The sequence below is a fragment of the Rathayibacter oskolensis genome, from assembly GCF_900177245.1.
In the GTDB taxonomy this organism is placed as follows: Bacteria; Actinomycetota; Actinomycetes; order Actinomycetales; family Microbacteriaceae; genus Rathayibacter; species Rathayibacter oskolensis.
In genome coordinates this window covers 624461-640750 of sequence record NZ_FXBM01000002.1, presented here as the reverse complement: position 1 = coordinate 640750, position 16290 = coordinate 624461, and the positions used below count along the sequence as shown (strand labels likewise).

Sequence of the window (16290 nt, the reverse complement as noted above, 5' to 3'; positions counted from 1 at the left end):
ATGCGCTGACCGGGAATGCGCTGACCCGGGCATAGCCCGGCGCGGTTCCCGGTTACCCCACTTCATGACAGACGACGTTCCCGGGCCCCTCCTCTTCCAGCCGCTGGCACTGCGCTCGCGCACCGCGCGCAACCGCCTCTGGGCGGCTCCGATGTGCCAGTACTCCGTCGAGGCGCAGGACGGGGTGCCGACCACCTGGCACCTCGTGAACCTCGGCTCGATCGCCCGGGGAGGCGTCGGAGTCGTGATCTCGGAGGCGACGGCCGTCACGCCCGAGGGCCGCATCAGCCCCTGGGACACCGGCCTCTGGGACGACGCGCAGCGCGACGCCTGGGCGCCGATCGTCGACTTCGTGCACGCGCAGGGCGCTCTCGCGGGCGTCCAGCTCGCGCACGCCGGCCGGAAGGCCTCGACCTACCGCGAGTGGAGCGGGCGCGGCACGGTGCCCGCGGAGGAGGGCGGCTGGGACACGGTCGGCCCCTCCGCCGTCGCCTTCGACGGCTACGCGAGCCCGCGCGCCCTCACCGCGGAGGAGCTGCCCGCGGTCGTCGAGGCGTTCCGCGCCTCCGCCCGCCGCGCGGTCGACGCCGGCTTCGACGTGATCGAGCTGCACGCCGCCCACGGGTACCTGCTGCACCAGTTCCTCTCGCCGCTCTCGAACCGGCGCGACGACTCCTACGGCGGCCCGCTCGAGAACCGGGCGCGACTCCTGCTCGAGATCGTGCGGGCCGTGCGCGCCGAGATCGGCGAGTCGCTGCCGCTGCTGGTGCGCTTCTCGGCGACCGACTGGGCCGAGGGCGGCTGGACGCTCGACGAGACCGTCCGCGTCGCGGAGTGGGCGCGCGAGGCGGGAGTGGACCTCTTCGACGTGTCGACCGGCGGGCTGGTCGGCGGCACCGACATCCCGGTCGCGCCGCTCTACCAGGTCCCGTTCGCCCGCGAGGTGCGGCGGGCGACCGGCGCCCTCGTCGGCGCCGTGGGCCTGATCACCACCGCGGAGCAGGCCGAGGGCGTCCTCACCGCGGGCGACGCCGATGTGGTGCTGCTCGCCCGCGAGCTGCTCCGCGATCCGCACGCCGCGACGCGCATGGCGCACGAGCTGGGCGCGCCGGCCGAGGTCGCGCCTCCGCAGTACGCCCGCGCCTGGCGCTGAACGATGAAGGGCCGGGCATCTGCCCGGCCCTTCGTCGTTCAGCGGTGGTCAGCTCTCGGAGCCGGCCTCGGACTCGCTCTCGTGGGGCGCGTCCTCCTCGGGGTTGAAGTGGGAGTCGCCCGAGACTCCCAGCGACAGCCCGTCCTCGGAGTCGGGGATGGTGCCCTCGGTGCCGAGCCCGTCGTCCTTCTTGTCAGCCATGATCCGCCTCAGCCCTGATGCGCTCAGGCCTGGACGTCGCCGCGCCAGGCGCCGTCGGGCGAGCCCTTCGACTCGATGTACTCCTTGAAGTTCTTCAGGTCCTTCTTCACGGCGTGGCTGCCGGCTCCGACGAGCGAGCCGAGCGTCTCGAGGAAGCCCTCGGGCTCCCAGTCGAGCTGCACGGTCACGCGCGTCTCGGAGTCCGAGAGCTTGTGGAAGGTGACGACACCGGCGTGGTCGGTCTCGCCTCCGGTGCTGTTCCACGCGACGCGCTCGTCGGGGTGCTGCTCGGTGATGTTGGCCTCGAACTCGCGCTCGACGGGTCCGACCTTGACCTTCCAGACGGTCAACGTCTCGGTGACCTGCTGGATCGACTCGACCTCGTCGAGGAACTTCGGGAACTCCTCGAACTGGGTCCACTGGTTGTAGGCGACGGACACGGGGACGTTGACGTCGACGGTCTCGATGATCTGCGGCACGGTAGTGCTCCTTGCTGTCTCACTCGATGTGCGGCGATCCGCAGCTGCGGTCGTCTTCCTCGACGGTAGGCGCGAGCCGCCTGGAAGTTCACCGGGTTGCGGCAGGGAGCAAACGTGGTAGACGCGCGCCGGAGCTCAGTCGTCGGTGCCCGCGTACCGGTACTCCGAGAAGACCGGCGTGCCCGTCACCGCGTAGAGACCCAGCACGCGCCCAGTGAACGAGGTGGCGGTCTCGGCGGTGAGGTAGCGGCCGTCGATGCGGGCGAGCGTGCGCTCGACCCCGCCCGCCTCCGCGCGCAGCACCACGAAGTCCGAGGTCATCTGCCCCGGGCCGAAGCCCACGCCCCCGTCGCGCTCCGACTCGAGCACCAGCGTCACCGGGCCCTCGGGGAGCTCGGCGGTCCACTCCTGCTCGAAGGAGGGGATGACGGCGCGCGCGGTCACCCGCGTCCCCGAGCCGGTCGCCTCCGCCTCGACGGCGTAGAAGGAGTCCTCGTCGTAGCGGACGGCCAGTCCGCCGACTCCGCTCTGCACATCGACGACGACCGAGGCCGTCATCGTCTGCGTCAGCTGCCGTCGCCCCACGAAGGTCGGCCGGGGGTGCCGGAGGGTCCGGCCCTCCCCCGGGAGCAGCAGAGCCCCGCGTTCGACGTCGACGAGGGAGATGCTCTCGGGAAGGCGCCGCACCCCGATCCAGCCCGCATCGAGCGGTAGGGAGAAGTCGACGTCGTCGCGCAGCGGACCGCGCGGCGCGAGCTGCACCGGCTCGGCCACCGGCCAGCCGTCGACCCACTCGACGCGGGTGACGAAGGTCTCGCGGCCCAGCGCCGAGAAGGCGCGGGTGGCGCCGCGCGGGCGGACGCCGAGCATCACGAGCAGAGTCGAGCCGTCCGGTCCTTCGACGAGGTCGCCGTGACCGGTGTTCTGCACGGGCCGCGTCGTCCCCCGGGCGGTGAGGAACGGATTCGTCGGCGCGGTCTCGAAGGGCCCCTCCGGCGAGTCGCTGCGGGCGATGGAGACACCGTGGCCCCGCTCCGTCCCGCCCTCGGCGATGAGCAGGTACCACGTGTCGTCGCGACTGTCGCGCCCGGGGCGGCGGTACAGGTGCGGCGCCTCCGGGAAGCCGCCGCCCGTGCCCGACCACAGCGAGCGCGGCTCCTCGAGGATCCTGCCCGTGGCGAGATCGACGCGCACCTGCTGGATGCCGAGGTGCTGCCCCGCCTCGGGACCGTCGAGGATCAGCCCGGAGTAGGTGACGTAGGCGGTGCCGTCGGCGGTCCAGGCGAGGTCGGGGTCGATACCCTGCAGGCCCGCTCCGCTCTCGGAGCGCAGCACCGTGCCGTCGCTCCAGGGCCCCGTCGGATCCTCCGCCGTGAAGACCACGCAGCCGCGGCCCGCGGGCACGACCACGATCACGTGGAAGAGACCGTCGTGGTGGCGGATGGTGGGCGCCCACACTCCGAGGCCCGTCGGCACCTCCTCGACCGCGATCTGCTCGGGGCGCGTCGCGACATTGCCGATGCGCTCCCAGGTGTCGAAGTCGGTGCTGCGATGGACCGGGATGCCGGGCAGGTACTCGAAGGTCGACGTGACGATGTAGTAGACGCCGTCGACGGCCACCACGCTCGGGTCGGGGTTGAATCCGGGGATCAGCGGGTTCGGGTGCGGGGCCCCCACCCGTCCGCCCGAGGAGACGGCGCTCATGCCAGCAGCTCGAGCTCGGTGGCGAGAGGGACGTCCTCGAGCGAGGTGCCGACGCGGATCGTGAACGCACCCGGCTCGTAGTCCCAGCCGTCGTTCCAGGTGGCGAGGAGGCGCGTCGGCACGGTGATCGCGATCTGCGCACTCGCTCCGGCCTCGACGCTCGCGCTCTCGAAGCCCACGAGCCAGCGGACCGGGCGCTCGACGACCGAGTCGCGGCGCTCGGCGTAGGCCTGCAGCACCACCTTGCCCGCGCGCTCGCCCGTGTTCGCGACGTCGACGAGGAGGACCGCGTCCTCGCCCGCGGCGGTCGGCGACGGCTCCGAGACCGAGAGCAGGTCGAACGAGGTGTAGCCGAGACCGTGGCCGAAGCCGTAGGCCGGCTCGACCTCGCTGCGCAGCCAGGCGCGGTAGCCGATGTGGATGCCCTCGTCGTAGTGCAGCTCGCCGTCGGTCGGCAGCGTGGACAGCACGGGGACGTCCTCGATCGCGGCCGGCCACGTCGTGGGGAGGCGTCCGCCGGGCTCGACGCGGCCGAGGAGGACGTCGGCGACCGCGTCGCCCATCTCCTGGCCGCCGAAGTAGCCGACCAGCACGGCGGCGACCTCGTCGCGCCAGGGCAGCAGCACGGGGGCTCCGGCGTTGACGACGACGACGGTGCGCGGGTTGACGGCGGCGACGGCGCGCACGAGCGCGTCCTGCTCGCCGGGCAGGTCGAGCGAGCTGCGGTCGTAGCCCTCCGACTCGACGGCGGAGTTGGTGCCGACGACCACGAGGGCCACGTCGGCGTCGCGGGCGAGCGCCACCGCCGCGGCGATCAGCTCGTCGGCCGGGGTGTCCTCGGGCTCGAGGCCGTAGGTGAAGCCCAGCGCGCCGTCGAGGTCGCCCTCGGCGTGCACGATGTCGTACTCGATGCGGATGTCGACCGGCGTGCCCGCGGTGACCGTGAGCGGCGCCGAGACCGACGGCGGCGCGAGCAGCGAGGCGCCGAGGTCGTTGCCGACCGGCGAGAGCGTCTCCTCGAGGAACAGCTCGCCGTCGACGAAGACGCGGGCGGTGCCGGCGACGGCGAAGCCGAGGCGCACGGTGGCGTCGGCCGCGGGGGTCAGGATCGTCGAGAACTCGACGCGGGCCGAGGCGGCGATGGGTGCCGTGCCGCCGAACCAGACGAGGGAGGTGGCGCGGCGGTCCTCGACGAAGAGCTCGGCGCCGGAGTGGTCGAGGAAGCGCACGCGCTGCCCGGGCTCTCCGGTGACGGGGTTCGTGATGGTCTCGAGGGCGAGCGGAGCGACTCCGTCCTGCACGACCGCGCCGAGGGCGTAGTCGACGCGGGCGCCGGGGAGCGCGGCGCGGATGCCGTCGAGCGGGGTGACGACCTTCTCGGGGAGCACGGTCGCGGATCCGCCGCCCTGGGTGCGCGCCTCGCGGGCGTTGTGCCCGATGACGGCGACGGAGGCGAGGGCGCTCGCGTCCCACGGCAGCTCGCCCGTGTTGCGCAGCAGCACGCTGCCCGCCGCGGCGGCCTCGCGGGCGAAGGCCCTGCCGTCCTCGACGAGCACCGGCTCGGCGACGGCCGGGGCGAAGCCCTCGAGCGCGCCGACGCGGGCGGCGAGGCGGAGGATGCGGCGCACCTTGCGGTCGACGACCGCCTCCTCGATCGCGCCGGAGCGGACGGCCTCGACCAGCGCGGCGCCCCAGGGTCCGTCGGGTCCGGGCATGACCAGATCCTGGGCGGCGCGGGCGCTGTCGACCGAGCGCACCGCGGTCCAGTCGCTGATGACGACTCCGTCGAAGCCCCATTCGCTGTTCAGCGGGGTCTCGAGCAGGTCGTTCTCGGTCGCGGTGACTCCGTTGACGGAGTTGTAGGAGCTCATCACCAGCCAGGCGCGCGTCTCGACGATCGCCCGCTCGAAGGCGAGGAGGTAGAGCTCGCGCAGGGCGCGGTCGCCGACCCGGACGTCGACGGTGAAGCGGTCGGTCTCGGAGTCGTTGGCGATGTAGTGCTTCGGAGTCGCGCCGACGCCGTTCTCCTGCACGCCGCTGACGTAGGCGGCGGCCAGGTCGGCGGTGAGCACCGGATCCTCGCTGAAGCCCTCGAAGTGGCGGCCGCCGAGCGGCGAGCGGTGCAGGTTGATGGTCGGGCCGAGGACGACGTCGACGTCCTTGCGGCGCGCCTCGACCGCGGCGGCGGCTCCGTAGCGCCTGGCGATCGAGCGGTCCCACGAGGAGGAGAGGGCGGTCGCCGAGGGCAGGTTGAGCGAGGGCGAGCGCTCGTCCCAGACCTCGCCGCGGACGCCCGACGGGCCGTCGGAGACGAGCATGCGGCGCAGGCCGATCTTCTCGATCGGCCAGGTGGTCCAGAAGTCGCGGCCGGTGAGCAGCTGCACCTTCTCGTCGAGGTCGAGGCGGCCGATCAGCTCGGTGAGCAGGGCGTCGGCGTCGGGCCCCTCGGCACTGATCTGCGGGGTGGTGGCGGTGTCGGTCACGGGGTTCTCTTTCGTCATCGATCAGGCGGAGTGGGCGGCGACGAACGCGCGGCGCTCGTCACGGCGGGCGGCCTGGCGTACGGGGTCGGCCACGGGGGCCGCGAGGAAGAGGCGCTGCGTGTAGGGGTGCTCCGGGCGCGCGGTGACCTGGTCGCCGTCGCCCCACTCCACAATCTCGCCGTGGTACATCACGGCGACCCGGTGCGAGAGGTGCCGCACGACGGCGAGGTCGTGCGAGACGAAGAGGTACGCGACTCCGGTGCGCTCCTGGATCTCGGTGAAGAGATCGAGCACGCGGGCCTGGGTCGAGAGGTCCAGCGCCGAGACCGGCTCGTCGCAGACGATCAGGCGCGGCTCGAGGGCGAGCGCACGGGCGATCGCGATGCGCTGCCGCTGGCCGCCCGAGAACTCGCGCGGGAGGCGGCCTGACGCCGACTGCGGCAGGCCCACCTGATCGAGCAGCTCGCGCACGCGCTTCGAGGCGACCTTGGCGTCGACCTTCCGCACGGTGAGCGGCTCGACCAGGATCTGCTCGATCGTCAGCGAGGGGTTGAGCGAGGTGTAGGGATCCTGGAACACGACCTGGATCTCGGAGGAGAGCCCGCGGCGCTCGCGCCGGTCGAGGTGCGCGATGTCGCGGCCGTTGTAGAGGATCTCGCCCCCCGTCACCGGGGCGAGCCCGAGGACGGCCCGGCCGAGCGTGGTCTTGCCCGAGCCCGACTCGCCGACGAGGCCCACGGTCTCGCCGGGGCGGATGTCGAGCGAGACGCCCTTCAGGGCCTTGAACGGCTGGGCCCGGAAGCCCTTGCCGGGGTACTCGACGACGACGTCCTTGACGTCGAGAAGCAGTTCGCTCATCGCTGGGCCTCCTTGGGAACAGTCCCGACGAGCGGTCCGCGAGCGGGCCCCTCCTCGAGGATCGCGTCGAACAGAGCGCGGGTGTAGGGGTGACGGGGCTCGGCGAAGATCGAGCGGACCGGGCCGGTCTCGACGATCCGGCCGTCGCGCATGACCGAGACCCGGTCGCACAGGTCGGCGACGACGCCGAAGTTGTGGGTGACGAGGATCATGCCCATGTCGAGCTCGGACTGCAGTTCGCGCAGCAGATCGAGCACCTCGGCCTGCACGGTCACGTCGAGCGCTGTGGTCGGCTCATCGGCGATCAGCAGGTCGGGGTCGCACGAGACGGCTCCGGCGATCAGCACCCGCTGGGCCATGCCGCCCGAGACCTCGTGCGGGTAGGCGTCGAAGGTGCGCTGCGGGTTGGGGATGCCCACTCGCGTGAGCAGCGCGATCGCCCGCTCCTTCGCCTCCGCCTTCGAGATGCCCAGGCACACGCGCATCGGCTGCACCAGCTGGGTGCCGATGGTGAACGAGGGATCGAGGTTCGACATCGGCTCCTGGGGGATGTAGGCGATGCGCTTGCCGCGCAGCTTCGTCATCTCCTTCTCGGACAGGTGGGCGAGATCCTGGCCGTCGAAGACGATGGAGCCGCCGGTGATGGTGCCGCCGCCGGGCAGCAGGCGCAGGATCGACCAGGCGGTCTGCGTCTTGCCCGAGCCCGACTCTCCGATGAGCCCGTGGATCTCGCCGCGGCGGACCGAGAGCGAGACGTCGTGCACGACGGTCTTCGTCGAGCCGTCGCCCTGGCCGTAGCCGATCGAGAGGTTCGTGACGCGCAGCACCTCGGCGGCGCTGGAGACGGCCGTCTCCTCGTGCACGACGGTCTGCGGCGTCGCCGCGTCCTCGTCGAGCATCGTCTGGATGCCGATGGTCGAGAGGCTGGTCGGCACCGTCGCCGGGGCCGACGCCGCCTTGCGCTTCTTCGAGCGCTTCGCTCCGGAGGCGCTCTGCTCGAGCTCGTCACGCATCGCGTTGCCCAGGAGGGTCAGCGCGATCGAGGTGAGCGCGATCGCCAGGCTCGGCCAGAGCATCAGGATCGGGGCGTTGAACACGTTGGAGAAGCCGTCGTTGAGCATCGAGCCCCAGGTCGGGATCGACAGGTCGCCGAGGCCCAGGAACTCGAGCCCTGCCTGGATCGCGATGGCGATGCCCGCGATGAGCGCCGCCTGGATGATGACGGGAGCGCGGACGACGGTGAGGATGTGCCGGGCGATGATCCGCCCGTTGCTGAGCCCGGAGACGCGGGCCGCGTCGACGAAGAGCTCGCCGCGCACCGCGGTGACGGAGGCGTAGACCAGCCGGTGGAACGCGGGCGAGAGCAGGACGCCGAAGATGGCCATCGAGAGCCACATCGACGGGCCGATGACGGCGCGGGCGGCCAGGAGCACCACGATGCCGGGGAGCGCCATCAGGAGTCCGGTCGTCCAGGACGAGATCGAGTCGAACCAGCCGCCGAAGTAGCCGGCGAGCAGGCCGCTCGTCACGCCGATGACCATCGCGACCAGGAGGGCGACCAGGGCGCCGGCGAGGCTGAACTGCGTCGCGAAGAGCAGGCGCGAGAGTACGTCGCGTCCGGCGCTGTCGGCGCCGAGCGGGTGCGCGCCTCCGGGCGCCGCGAGCACGTCCTGGAGCGACGCCTGATTGGGGTCGGCCGGGGCGAGCAGAGGAGCGAGGACCGCCGAGAGCACGACCAGGGCGAGGAACACGAGCGAGACGATCCCGACCGGGTTGTGCAGGAGCCGGCGGAAGAGGTGCGTGCGGGCGGCTCGCTCCTCGATCCCGATGGTGAGGGACGGATCGGGCAGCGGAGCGGTGGCGGTCATGAGAGTCGCACCTTCGGGTTGAGCCAGCCCTGGAGCAGGTCGATGAGCAGGTTGACGATGACGACGATGATCGCCGTGATGAGCACGAGGCCCATGACCAGCGGGATGTCGCCCTGGGTGGTCGCGATGACCGCGACCTGGCCGAGACCCGGGATCGCGAAGATCTGCTCCACGATCACGGCGCCGCCGAGGAGGCCGATGAACTGCACCGCGAGCACGGCGAGAGCGGGGCCTCCGGCGTTCCGGAGCACGTGCTGGAAGACCACTCGGGAGGCGGGGAGGCCGCGGGAGCGGAGGGTCCGCACGTAGTCCTGGCGGAGCGCGTCGATGACCGAGCCGCGGACCTGCTGCGCCACACCGGCGATGCCTCCGATCGCGAGGGCGATGATCGGCAGCGTGACGGTGGCGGCCCACCCCGAGAACGAGTCGGAGAGGTTGACGTAGCCGGTCGGCTTGAACCAGCGGAGGTTGATCGCGAAGACCGTCACGAGGCCCAGCGCGATGAGGAAGCCGGGGATCGCGAAGCCGAGGATCGAGACGATCTGCACGAGCCGGTCGGCCCAGCCGCGGCGGACCGCGGCCCAGACTCCGAGGACCACGGCGACGATCGCCGAGATGATGGTGGCGCCGATCACCAGCGAGAGCGTGACGCTGACCCTGGTGCTGATGGCGGTGGTGACGGCCTGGCCGGTGAACCACGAGTTGCCGAGGTCGCCGGTCACGGCGCCGCCGAGCCAGCCGACGTACTGCGACCAGATCGGCTGGTCGAGGCCGAGCTCGGCGGCGCGCTGCGCCACCGCTTCCGGCGTCGCGTTCTGTCCGAGGATGCGGCGGGCGATGTCGCCGCCGCCGAGGTAGAGGAGGGCGTACGCGACGACGGAGATGAGCACCACGAGGATGATCCCCGAGATGACGCGTCGCAGGATGAACCTGGTCATCAGTGGTCCTTCGATGAGGAGTGGCAGCGCTCACACTCGGCGGCGCGGAGAGAAGCGGAGGGGGCCGGCGGGTGGGCCGGCCCCCTCACGACCGGATCAGGCCGGGGTGATGTTCCAGAGGTACGGGTAGGCGTTGCCCGTCTGGGTCTCGACCTTGGTGTTCGCGTCGGTCACGAAGCTCGACTGCTGGCGGTACCAGGGGGCGAACCAGGCGTTCTCGACCGTGTAGGTGTTGACGGCCTTGACGGCGTCGGCGTAGCCGGCCTCGTCGGCGGTGCGCACGGCCTCGATCAGCGTCGCGAGCTCGGGATCGGCGTTCTTGAAGGGGTTGAAGATCGCGTTCTCGCTGAGCTCGAAGTTGATCAGCGCCCAGTCGGGGTCCTGCTGCAGCGTGAGCCACGTCGCGGCGAACTTCGGGGTGAGCACATCGGCGATGAAGTTGTTGCCGGCGTCGGTGTAGGTCACGGTGATGCCGACCTCGGAGAGCTGCTGCTGGATGAGCGTGAAGGTCGCGGAGCCGACCAGCGAGGAGCTGGGCATGTTCAGCTCGAAGCCGTCGGGGTAGCCGGCCTCGGCGAGCAGCTCCTTGGCCTTCTCGGGGTCGTAGGGGTAGTCGTCGTCGAGCGACTCGTCGTAGCCCTCGGAGGAGGTCGGGAAGATCTGGGTCGTCGGGGTGCCGTAGCCCTGGCCGATCGCCGTGAGCAGCGACTCCTTGTCGAAGGCGTAGTTGATGGCCTGGCGGACGCGGACGTCCTTCAGGGCCGGCGCGATCGTGCCGTCGCGGTCGAGCAGCAGCAGACCGGTCCAGTTGAGCTCGAAGGCGTTGACGGTGAAGCCCGACGCCTCGATCTCCTTGAGGTCGTTGTTGTCGACCGTGTTGGCCGCGTTGACCTGGCCGCCCTTGATCGCGTTCACCAGAGCGGTGGAGTCGCTGTAGACGTTGATGACGAGGTCGTCGTAGTGGACCGAGTCCTCGTCCCAGTAGCCGTCGCGCTTGGTGAAGGCGTAGGAGGTGCCGATGACGGTCTTCGCCGCGTCGAGCTCGTAGGGGCCGGATCCGACGGGAACGGTCTGGATGTCGGCCGACTCGAAGGCCGAGGGCGCCTCGACGAGGCCGGCGTTCTGCGTCAGGTAGAAGAGGAAGGTCGGGTTGGCCTGCTTCAGGGTGACCGTGACGGTCGAGGCGTCGGTCGCGACGGCGTCGGCGAGGTCGGCCATCTTGTTCGTGTCGGGCGAGGTGCCGTCGCGGAAGCGGATCAGGTTCTGGGCGACCGCATCGGCGTCGAGCGTCGAGCCGTCCGAGAAGGTGACGCCGTCGCGGATCGTGAGGGTGAGGACGGTGCTGTCCTCGTTGTACTCCCACGCGGAGGCGAGGCCCTCGGTGATCGTGCCGTCGGGCTCGGCCCGCAGCACCGTGTCGTACACGGCCTGCATGTAGGGCGACTCGTTGGCCCAGTACGAGTCCGCCGCAGCGAACGTCGACAGGGTCTGGATCGCGCCGAGGGTGAGCGTGCCGCCCGAGCCGTCGGAGGATCCTCCCTCGGAGTCTGCAGCGCAGCTGGTCAAGCCGACCATCGTGGTGATGGCGATCGCAGCGGCCGCCAGCCTCTTCCATCGGAACATCTTCGGTCTCCAGGTTCTCCCGACTCTTCCATGAGCCGGTGCCGAGGAAGCTAACACGAAAAACAGTTGACCCCTAGGTTTTCATCGAAAAAACTTCGTGGCGTTAGGTTTTCGTGATTTCGTGACCGGTCACGTCCCTCGAGTGCGATCGCTTCTGCGCGCTGACGGGGAGAAACCTGAAACCCGAATCCGTCGAGGTTTTTGACTCGGAAACCTCAAGGGGTTAGGTTTCTCAGACCGGGGGCATCCCTGCCCGCCTCACGGCGCTCCACTCCACCACCTCGCAACGACGCGCCAGGAGGCACTTCATGGCACTCCCCACCTCACCGCCGCGGCGACCGCGCGGGCAGTACGCCAAGACGGCCGCCCGGCGCGCCGAGATCGTCCGCGCGGGTCTCGAGGTGTTCTCGGCGAGCGGCTACCACGCCGCGTCCCTCCGCGAGATCGCCGAGAAGGTCGGGCTCAGCCAGGCGGGGGTCCTCCACCACTTCGCCAACAAGTGGGAGCTGCTCTCGGCGGTCCTCACCCTGCGCGACGACGAGTCGCTGGTGCGCGTGCCGCGAGGCGACCAGATCTCCGGGCTCGAGACGATCCGCGGACTCGTCGACCTGGTCGCCTACAACACCCGGATCCCGGGCCTCGTCGAGCTGCAGTGCGTGCTGTCGGCCGAGGCGACCCACGCCGATCACCCGGCGCACGAGTACTTCGCCAAGCGCTACCGCTTCGTGATCGACCTGCTCACCGACGCCTTCGGCGACATGCTGACCAAGGGCCAGCTCGAGCCGGGGGTCGATCCGCGCAGCGCCGCGATCCGCGCCGTCGCGACGATGGACGGGCTCCAGGTGCAGTGGCTCCTCCAGCGCGACGCGCTCGACATGCAGACGGAGTTCCGCCTGGCCATCCAGACCCTGACCACTGTGGAGGTCTGAGCGTGCCCTTCTCCCGCGACTCGACCCTCGCCTCCGCCCTCGACCACCCCGACGCGGCCGACGTCGTCCGGCGGTTCGCCCCCGGAGTCGTGAACTCGCCGCTGCTCGTGCAGCTGCGGTCGGCACCGCTCGGCCTCGTCGTCGGCATGGACCCGCTCCTCAAGGCGGACCCGGCCCGCGAGGAGTCGTTCTGGTCGACGCTCGCCGACGTGGACGACTCCGCAGTCGCGGCCCCGCGGCCCGAGCGCGTCGCGATCGTGCCCGGCGACGACTACGACGACGCACCCCGGGGATGCGCCCGACTGCGGGACGCCGTCGCGGGCACCGTGCAGGCGCCCTGCGAGATCGTCGTCGACGGCCCCTCGCACGGCAACCCGTTCGTCGACGTCGAGTTCGGCGCCGAGTTCCGGCTCGGCGAGGAGGTCGTCCACGTCGGCGGGTTCTACGACGGCGACGGCGTCTACCGCGCCCGGTTCCTCCCCCGCACGGCCGGCACCTGGAGCGTCAGCACCTCCTCCACCGCCCGCTCCCTCGACGGCCTCCGGGGCACCGTCGTCGTCGGCGACGCCCTTCCCGGCGCCCACGGTCCGGTCCGGGTCGCCGACACCTTCCACTTCGCGCACGAGGACGGCACCCGCCACCTCCCCCTCGGCACGACCGCCTACGCCTGGAACCACCAGGTCGCGGCCCTCGAGGAGGCGACCCTCGCGACGCTCGCCGACGCGCCCTTCACCAAGGTGCGGATGTGCGTGTTCCCGAAGGCGTACCTGTACAACACGAACGAGCCCGAGCTGTACCCGTTCTCGCGCGGGGACGACGGCGAGTGGGACTTCGACCGCCCCGTGCCAGCCTTCTTCCGGCATCTCGAGGAGCGCGTCGCCGACCTCGCCGCGCTCGGGATCCAGGCCGACCTCATCCTGTTCCACGCCTACGACCGCTGGGGCTTCTCGGACATGGGCCGCGCGGCCGACGACCTGCTCACGCGCTACGTGGTGCGCCGTCTCGCCGCGCACCCGAACATCTGGTGGTCGATGGCGAACGAGTACGACCTGCTCTGGTCGAAGACCGTCGACGACTGGGAGCGGCTGGCCGGGATCGTCGTCGCCGAGGACCCGGTCGGCCACCTGCTCTCGATCCACAACTGCTTCGGCTTCTACGACTACTCGCGGCCGTGGATCACCCACGCGAGCGTCCAGCGCATCGACGTCTACCGCACCGCCGAGAACACCGACGCGTGGCGCCGGGAGTGGGGCAAGCCCGTCGTCATCGACGAGTGCGCCTACGAGGGCGACATCGACCAGGGCTGGGGCAACATCACCGGCGAGGAGATGACGCGCCGCTTCTGGGAGGGCGCCGTGCGCGGCGGCTACGTCGGCCACGGCGAGACCTACCTCAACGACCGCGAGGAGCTGTGGTGGTCGAAGGGCGGCGAGCTCGTCGGCGACAGCCCCGCGCGGATCGCGTTCCTCCGCCGCATCACCGAGGAGATGCCGGGCGGGCGGATGGACCCGCTGCCGTCGGACTGGGACGCGCCCTGGGGCGGCTCGGGCGACGTGCAGCTGGTGTACTTCGGCTTCAACCGGCCGCGCTTCCGCACGATCGTGCGGGATCCCGCCGACCGGTGGACCGTGGACGTCATCGACACGTGGGGGATGAGCGTGTCGCGGGTGCCCGGCGTCTTCTCGGGATCGTTCCGGGTGGAGCTGCCGGCGCGGCAGTTCATGGCGATCCGCCTGACGAAGGTGCTCTCGTGACCGCCGTGCCTCCGCGGGTGCGCGTCATCTCGGACAACGACTACTCCGGCGACCCCGACGGCCTGGTGCAGCTGGCGCAGCACGCGCTGTCGCCCTCGGTCGAGCTCGTGATCGTGATCGGCTCGCACCTGCGGCCCGACGACCCCTTCGACCCGTCGGGACGGTCGGCCGACAATGCGGCCGAGGCGGCGCGCACGGTGCTCGCGCTCTGCGGTCGCTCCGACGTGCCGGTGGTGGCGGGGTCGAACACCGCGCTCGACTCCGCTGCGGAGGCGTCGCCCGCCGCGCACGCGATCGTCGCCGAGGCCCTGCGCGAGGATCCCCGCCCGCTCTACCTGTGCGCCGGAGCGGGACTCACCGAGGTCGCGGCGGCGCTCCGCCTCGAGCCAGCGATCGCCTCGCGGATGACGCTCGTCTGGATCGGCGGGCCCGAGCATCCGGGGCTCGCCTCGCCGCCGCCGGGCGCCATGCCGATCGAGTACAACCTGCTCATCGACGTCGCCGCCGCGAGCGAGGTGTTCGCCTCGGAGCTGCCGATCGAGCAGTTCCCGCGCGACGCCTACCGGCAGGTCCTCGCGTCGACGGCAGAGCTGCGCGTGCGGATGCACGGTGCGGGCGCGCTCGGTCGTCACCTCGCCGATGCGCTCGACACGGTCTTCGCGATGGGGGCCGCGCACGGCCTGAGCTTCGGCGAGACCTACGCGCTCGGCGACAGCCCGCTCGTCCTCGCGACCGCGCTGCTCTCGGCGTTCGAGCCGGCCGCCTCCTCGAGCCGCAGCGTGCTCGTGCCGCGCCCGGGCATCTCGGCCGACGGGCAGTACACGGCCGGCACAGGAGGGCCCGAGGTGCGCGTCTACACGGCGGTCGACACGCGACTGCTGCTCGAGGACCTGTACGCGAAGCTCGCGCTGGCGGGGCTCACGGACTGAGCGTCCGGGGGACGAGGCCCGCGTCGGCGAGCAGCCGGGCCGCCGAGAGCGTCGACAGGTCGTGCCCGTGCGCCCCGATCAGCTGCGCCGCGATCGGCAGGCCCGAGGAGGAGCCGAGCCCGATCGGGAGGACCGTCGACGGGCCCATCGCGAGATTCGCCAGGTTGCTCCAGCGGCTGATCGCGGGCTCACCCTCGGAGGCGACCGGTGCCATGGGGGCCGCGGACGGCACCGTCGGGGCGAGAACCACGTCGACGTCGGCGATCGTGTCGTGCCAGTGGTCGCGGATGCCGATCTGCGCGTCCAGATCGGCCCAGACCTGCGCGGCGGGGGCTCCTGCAGTGGGGTCGCCGACGGTGTCGAAGCCTGCCGCCGTGCCGTCGAGTGCCGCTCCGTAGGCGATCTCGTGCTGCACCAGCCGGTCGAACAGCTGCTCGGCGTCCGCGGTCGCCAGAACGTAGTCGCGGATCACGCGGACGCTCGAGACGGCCCGTCCGAGGCGGTCCGCCAGGGCCTCGAGAGCCTCCGCCGTCTCGTCGTCGATCGGGGCCGACTCCTCTGAGAGCCAGAGCCCGACCCGCAGCTCGCCGAGCGCCGCGAACCGAGGAGCGGGCAGCGCGAGCCGCCACGGACCGGGCGACGCGGTGCCTGCGAGCACCTCGAAGAGGGCCGCCGTGTCGTCGGCGCTGCGGGCGATCGGTCCGGCGACGGAGGCGGAGGGCTCGAGCCGCGTGCCCGTCCGCCACGGCAGGTGGCCGCGCTTCGAGATCACTCCGTTGCTCGGGCGGTGCCCGCAGACCCCGTTCCAGGCCGCGGGCACCCGGATCGAGCCGACCAGGTCGCTGCCCAGGTCTCCCCATGACAGACCGGAGGCGACGGCCGCCGCGGACCCGCCCGACGAGCCGCCGGCCGAGAGCCCCGCGCCCCACGGGTTGGGTGTGCGCCCGTAGACGTCGTTGGCGGTGTCGAGCGTGGCGAGGAACGCGGGGACGTTCGTCTTGCCGAGGATCACCGCGTCGGCGGCCCGGAGCGCCGCGACCGCGGGAGCGTCGCTCCCGGAGCGGTGCACGCTGCCGGCCGTGCCGACGCTGCCGACGAGCCCCTCGACCTCGAACGCGTCCTTGACCGTGATCGGCACCCCGGCGAGCGGGCCCAGCGGCTCGCCTCGCCGCCTCCGCTCGTCGACCGACGCCGCCGCGCGCAGCACCGCCTCCGGATCGTGCGCCACCACGGTCGTCGGATGCTCGCCGACCGCCGCCAGCCGATCGGCGGCGACCTCGACGGCCGACACCTCCCCCGCGGCGAGCGCCGCCCGCAGCTCCGCGATGCTCGAGAACGGGTCGATGCGTGTCATGCGTCCATCCTCCCGGC

General features: G+C 71.7%; 13 protein-coding genes. 4 read left to right on the top strand and 9 right to left on the bottom strand.

Annotation, left to right across the window (positions count from 1 at the left end):
* Nucleotides 1-64 precede the first annotated feature (64 nt).
* On the top strand, nt 65-1153 hold the full coding sequence (locus tag B9Y99_RS12030) for an NADH:flavin oxidoreductase/NADH oxidase (RefSeq protein WP_085476828.1): 1089 nt from the start codon (nt 65-67) through the stop codon (nt 1151-1153).
* A 48-nt stretch (nt 1154-1201) separates the two neighbouring features.
* On the opposite strand, the gene B9Y99_RS18800 is transcribed toward B9Y99_RS12030, so the two are convergent.
* From B9Y99_RS18800 to B9Y99_RS11995, 8 genes are all read right to left on the bottom strand, one after another.
* A complete protein-coding gene (locus B9Y99_RS18800; RefSeq protein WP_165759608.1) occupies nt 1202-1354 on the bottom strand; it encodes a hypothetical protein in 153 nt (50 codons plus the stop codon).
* 23 nt (nt 1355-1377) lie between these two features.
* Nucleotides 1378-1833, bottom strand: coding sequence for an SRPBCC family protein (locus B9Y99_RS12025; RefSeq protein ID WP_085476827.1), 456 nt, complete (start codon nt 1831-1833; stop codon nt 1378-1380).
* A 135-nt stretch (nt 1834-1968) separates the two neighbouring features.
* Entirely contained in the window at nt 1969-3537 is a 1569-nt protein-coding gene (locus B9Y99_RS12020; RefSeq protein WP_085476826.1) for a glycoside hydrolase family 43 protein, read from the bottom strand.
* On the bottom strand, nt 3534-6038 hold the full coding sequence (locus B9Y99_RS12015; protein ID WP_085476825.1) for a glycoside hydrolase family 3 protein: 2505 nt from the start codon (nt 6036-6038) through the stop codon (nt 3534-3536). Before B9Y99_RS12015 ends, B9Y99_RS12020 begins: the two co-directional genes overlap by 4 nt.
* Nucleotides 6039-6041: 3 nt before the next feature.
* Nucleotides 6042-6878 (bottom strand): ATP-binding cassette domain-containing protein, encoded by an 837-nt coding sequence (locus B9Y99_RS12010; protein ID WP_085476824.1) that lies wholly within the window; start codon nt 6876-6878, stop codon nt 6042-6044.
* Complete coding sequence (locus B9Y99_RS12005; RefSeq protein ID WP_085476823.1) at nt 6875-8746, bottom strand: dipeptide/oligopeptide/nickel ABC transporter permease/ATP-binding protein; 1872 nt, start codon at nt 8744-8746, stop codon at nt 6875-6877. Before B9Y99_RS12005 ends, B9Y99_RS12010 begins: the two co-directional genes overlap by 4 nt.
* Complete coding sequence (locus B9Y99_RS12000; protein ID WP_085476822.1) at nt 8743-9684, bottom strand: ABC transporter permease; 942 nt, start codon at nt 9682-9684, stop codon at nt 8743-8745. Before B9Y99_RS12000 ends, B9Y99_RS12005 begins: the two co-directional genes overlap by 4 nt.
* Before the next feature lie 96 nt (nt 9685-9780).
* Entirely contained in the window at nt 9781-11307 is a 1527-nt protein-coding gene (locus tag B9Y99_RS11995; RefSeq protein ID WP_085476821.1) for an ABC transporter substrate-binding protein, read from the bottom strand.
* Between the two features lie 308 nt (nt 11308-11615).
* Here B9Y99_RS11995 and B9Y99_RS11990 point away from each other — a divergent pair, with 308 nt between their 5' ends.
* The 3 genes from B9Y99_RS11990 to B9Y99_RS11980 are packed head-to-tail and all read left to right on the top strand — an operon-like array spanning nt 11616 to nt 14919.
* Nucleotides 11616-12236 (top strand): TetR/AcrR family transcriptional regulator, encoded by a 621-nt coding sequence (locus B9Y99_RS11990; RefSeq protein WP_085476820.1) that lies wholly within the window; start codon nt 11616-11618, stop codon nt 12234-12236.
* Between the two features lie 2 nt (nt 12237-12238).
* Complete coding sequence (locus tag B9Y99_RS11985; protein ID WP_208856947.1) at nt 12239-13990, top strand: DUF5605 domain-containing protein; 1752 nt, start codon at nt 12239-12241, stop codon at nt 13988-13990.
* Nucleotides 13987-14919: a nucleoside hydrolase gene (locus tag B9Y99_RS11980; protein WP_208856946.1), complete on the top strand. Its 933-nt coding sequence runs from the start codon at nt 13987-13989 to the stop codon at nt 14917-14919. Before B9Y99_RS11985 ends, B9Y99_RS11980 begins: the two co-directional genes overlap by 4 nt.
* Here B9Y99_RS11980 and B9Y99_RS11975 read toward each other — a convergent pair.
* Nucleotides 14909-16273, bottom strand: a complete 1365-nt coding sequence (locus B9Y99_RS11975; protein ID WP_085476819.1) for an amidase — start codon at nt 16271-16273, stop codon at nt 14909-14911. The genes B9Y99_RS11980 and B9Y99_RS11975 overlap by 11 nt on opposite strands.
* Between the last annotated feature and the right edge of the window lie 17 nt (nt 16274-16290).

What these genes read in the sequence shown, in the direction of transcription:
- B9Y99_RS12020 (WP_085476826.1), bottom strand. Translation starts at nt 3,537, where the DNA reads ATGAGCGCCGTCTCCTCGGGCGGACGGGTGGGGGCCCCGCACCCGAAC.
- B9Y99_RS12005 (WP_085476823.1), bottom strand. Translation starts at nt 8,746, where the DNA reads ATGACCGCCACCGCTCCGCTGCCCGATCCGTCCCTCACCATCGGGATC.
- B9Y99_RS11995 (WP_085476821.1), bottom strand. Translation starts at nt 11,307, where the DNA reads ATGTTCCGATGGAAGAGGCTGGCGGCCGCTGCGATCGCCATCACCACG.
- B9Y99_RS12010 (WP_085476824.1), bottom strand. Translation starts at nt 6,878, where the DNA reads ATGAGCGAACTGCTTCTCGACGTCAAGGACGTCGTCGTCGAGTACCCC.
- B9Y99_RS12000 (WP_085476822.1), bottom strand. Translation starts at nt 9,684, where the DNA reads ATGACCAGGTTCATCCTGCGACGCGTCATCTCGGGGATCATCCTCGTG.
- B9Y99_RS12015 (WP_085476825.1), bottom strand. Translation starts at nt 6,038, where the DNA reads ATGACGAAAGAGAACCCCGTGACCGACACCGCCACCACCCCGCAGATC.
- B9Y99_RS11990 (WP_085476820.1), top strand. Translation starts at nt 11,616, where the DNA reads ATGGCACTCCCCACCTCACCGCCGCGGCGACCGCGCGGGCAGTACGCC.
- B9Y99_RS18800 (WP_165759608.1), bottom strand. Translation starts at nt 1,354, where the DNA reads ATGGCTGACAAGAAGGACGACGGGCTCGGCACCGAGGGCACCATCCCC.
- B9Y99_RS11975 (WP_085476819.1), bottom strand. Translation starts at nt 16,273, where the DNA reads ATGACACGCATCGACCCGTTCTCGAGCATCGCGGAGCTGCGGGCGGCG.
- B9Y99_RS12030 (WP_085476828.1), top strand. Translation starts at nt 65, where the DNA reads ATGACAGACGACGTTCCCGGGCCCCTCCTCTTCCAGCCGCTGGCACTG.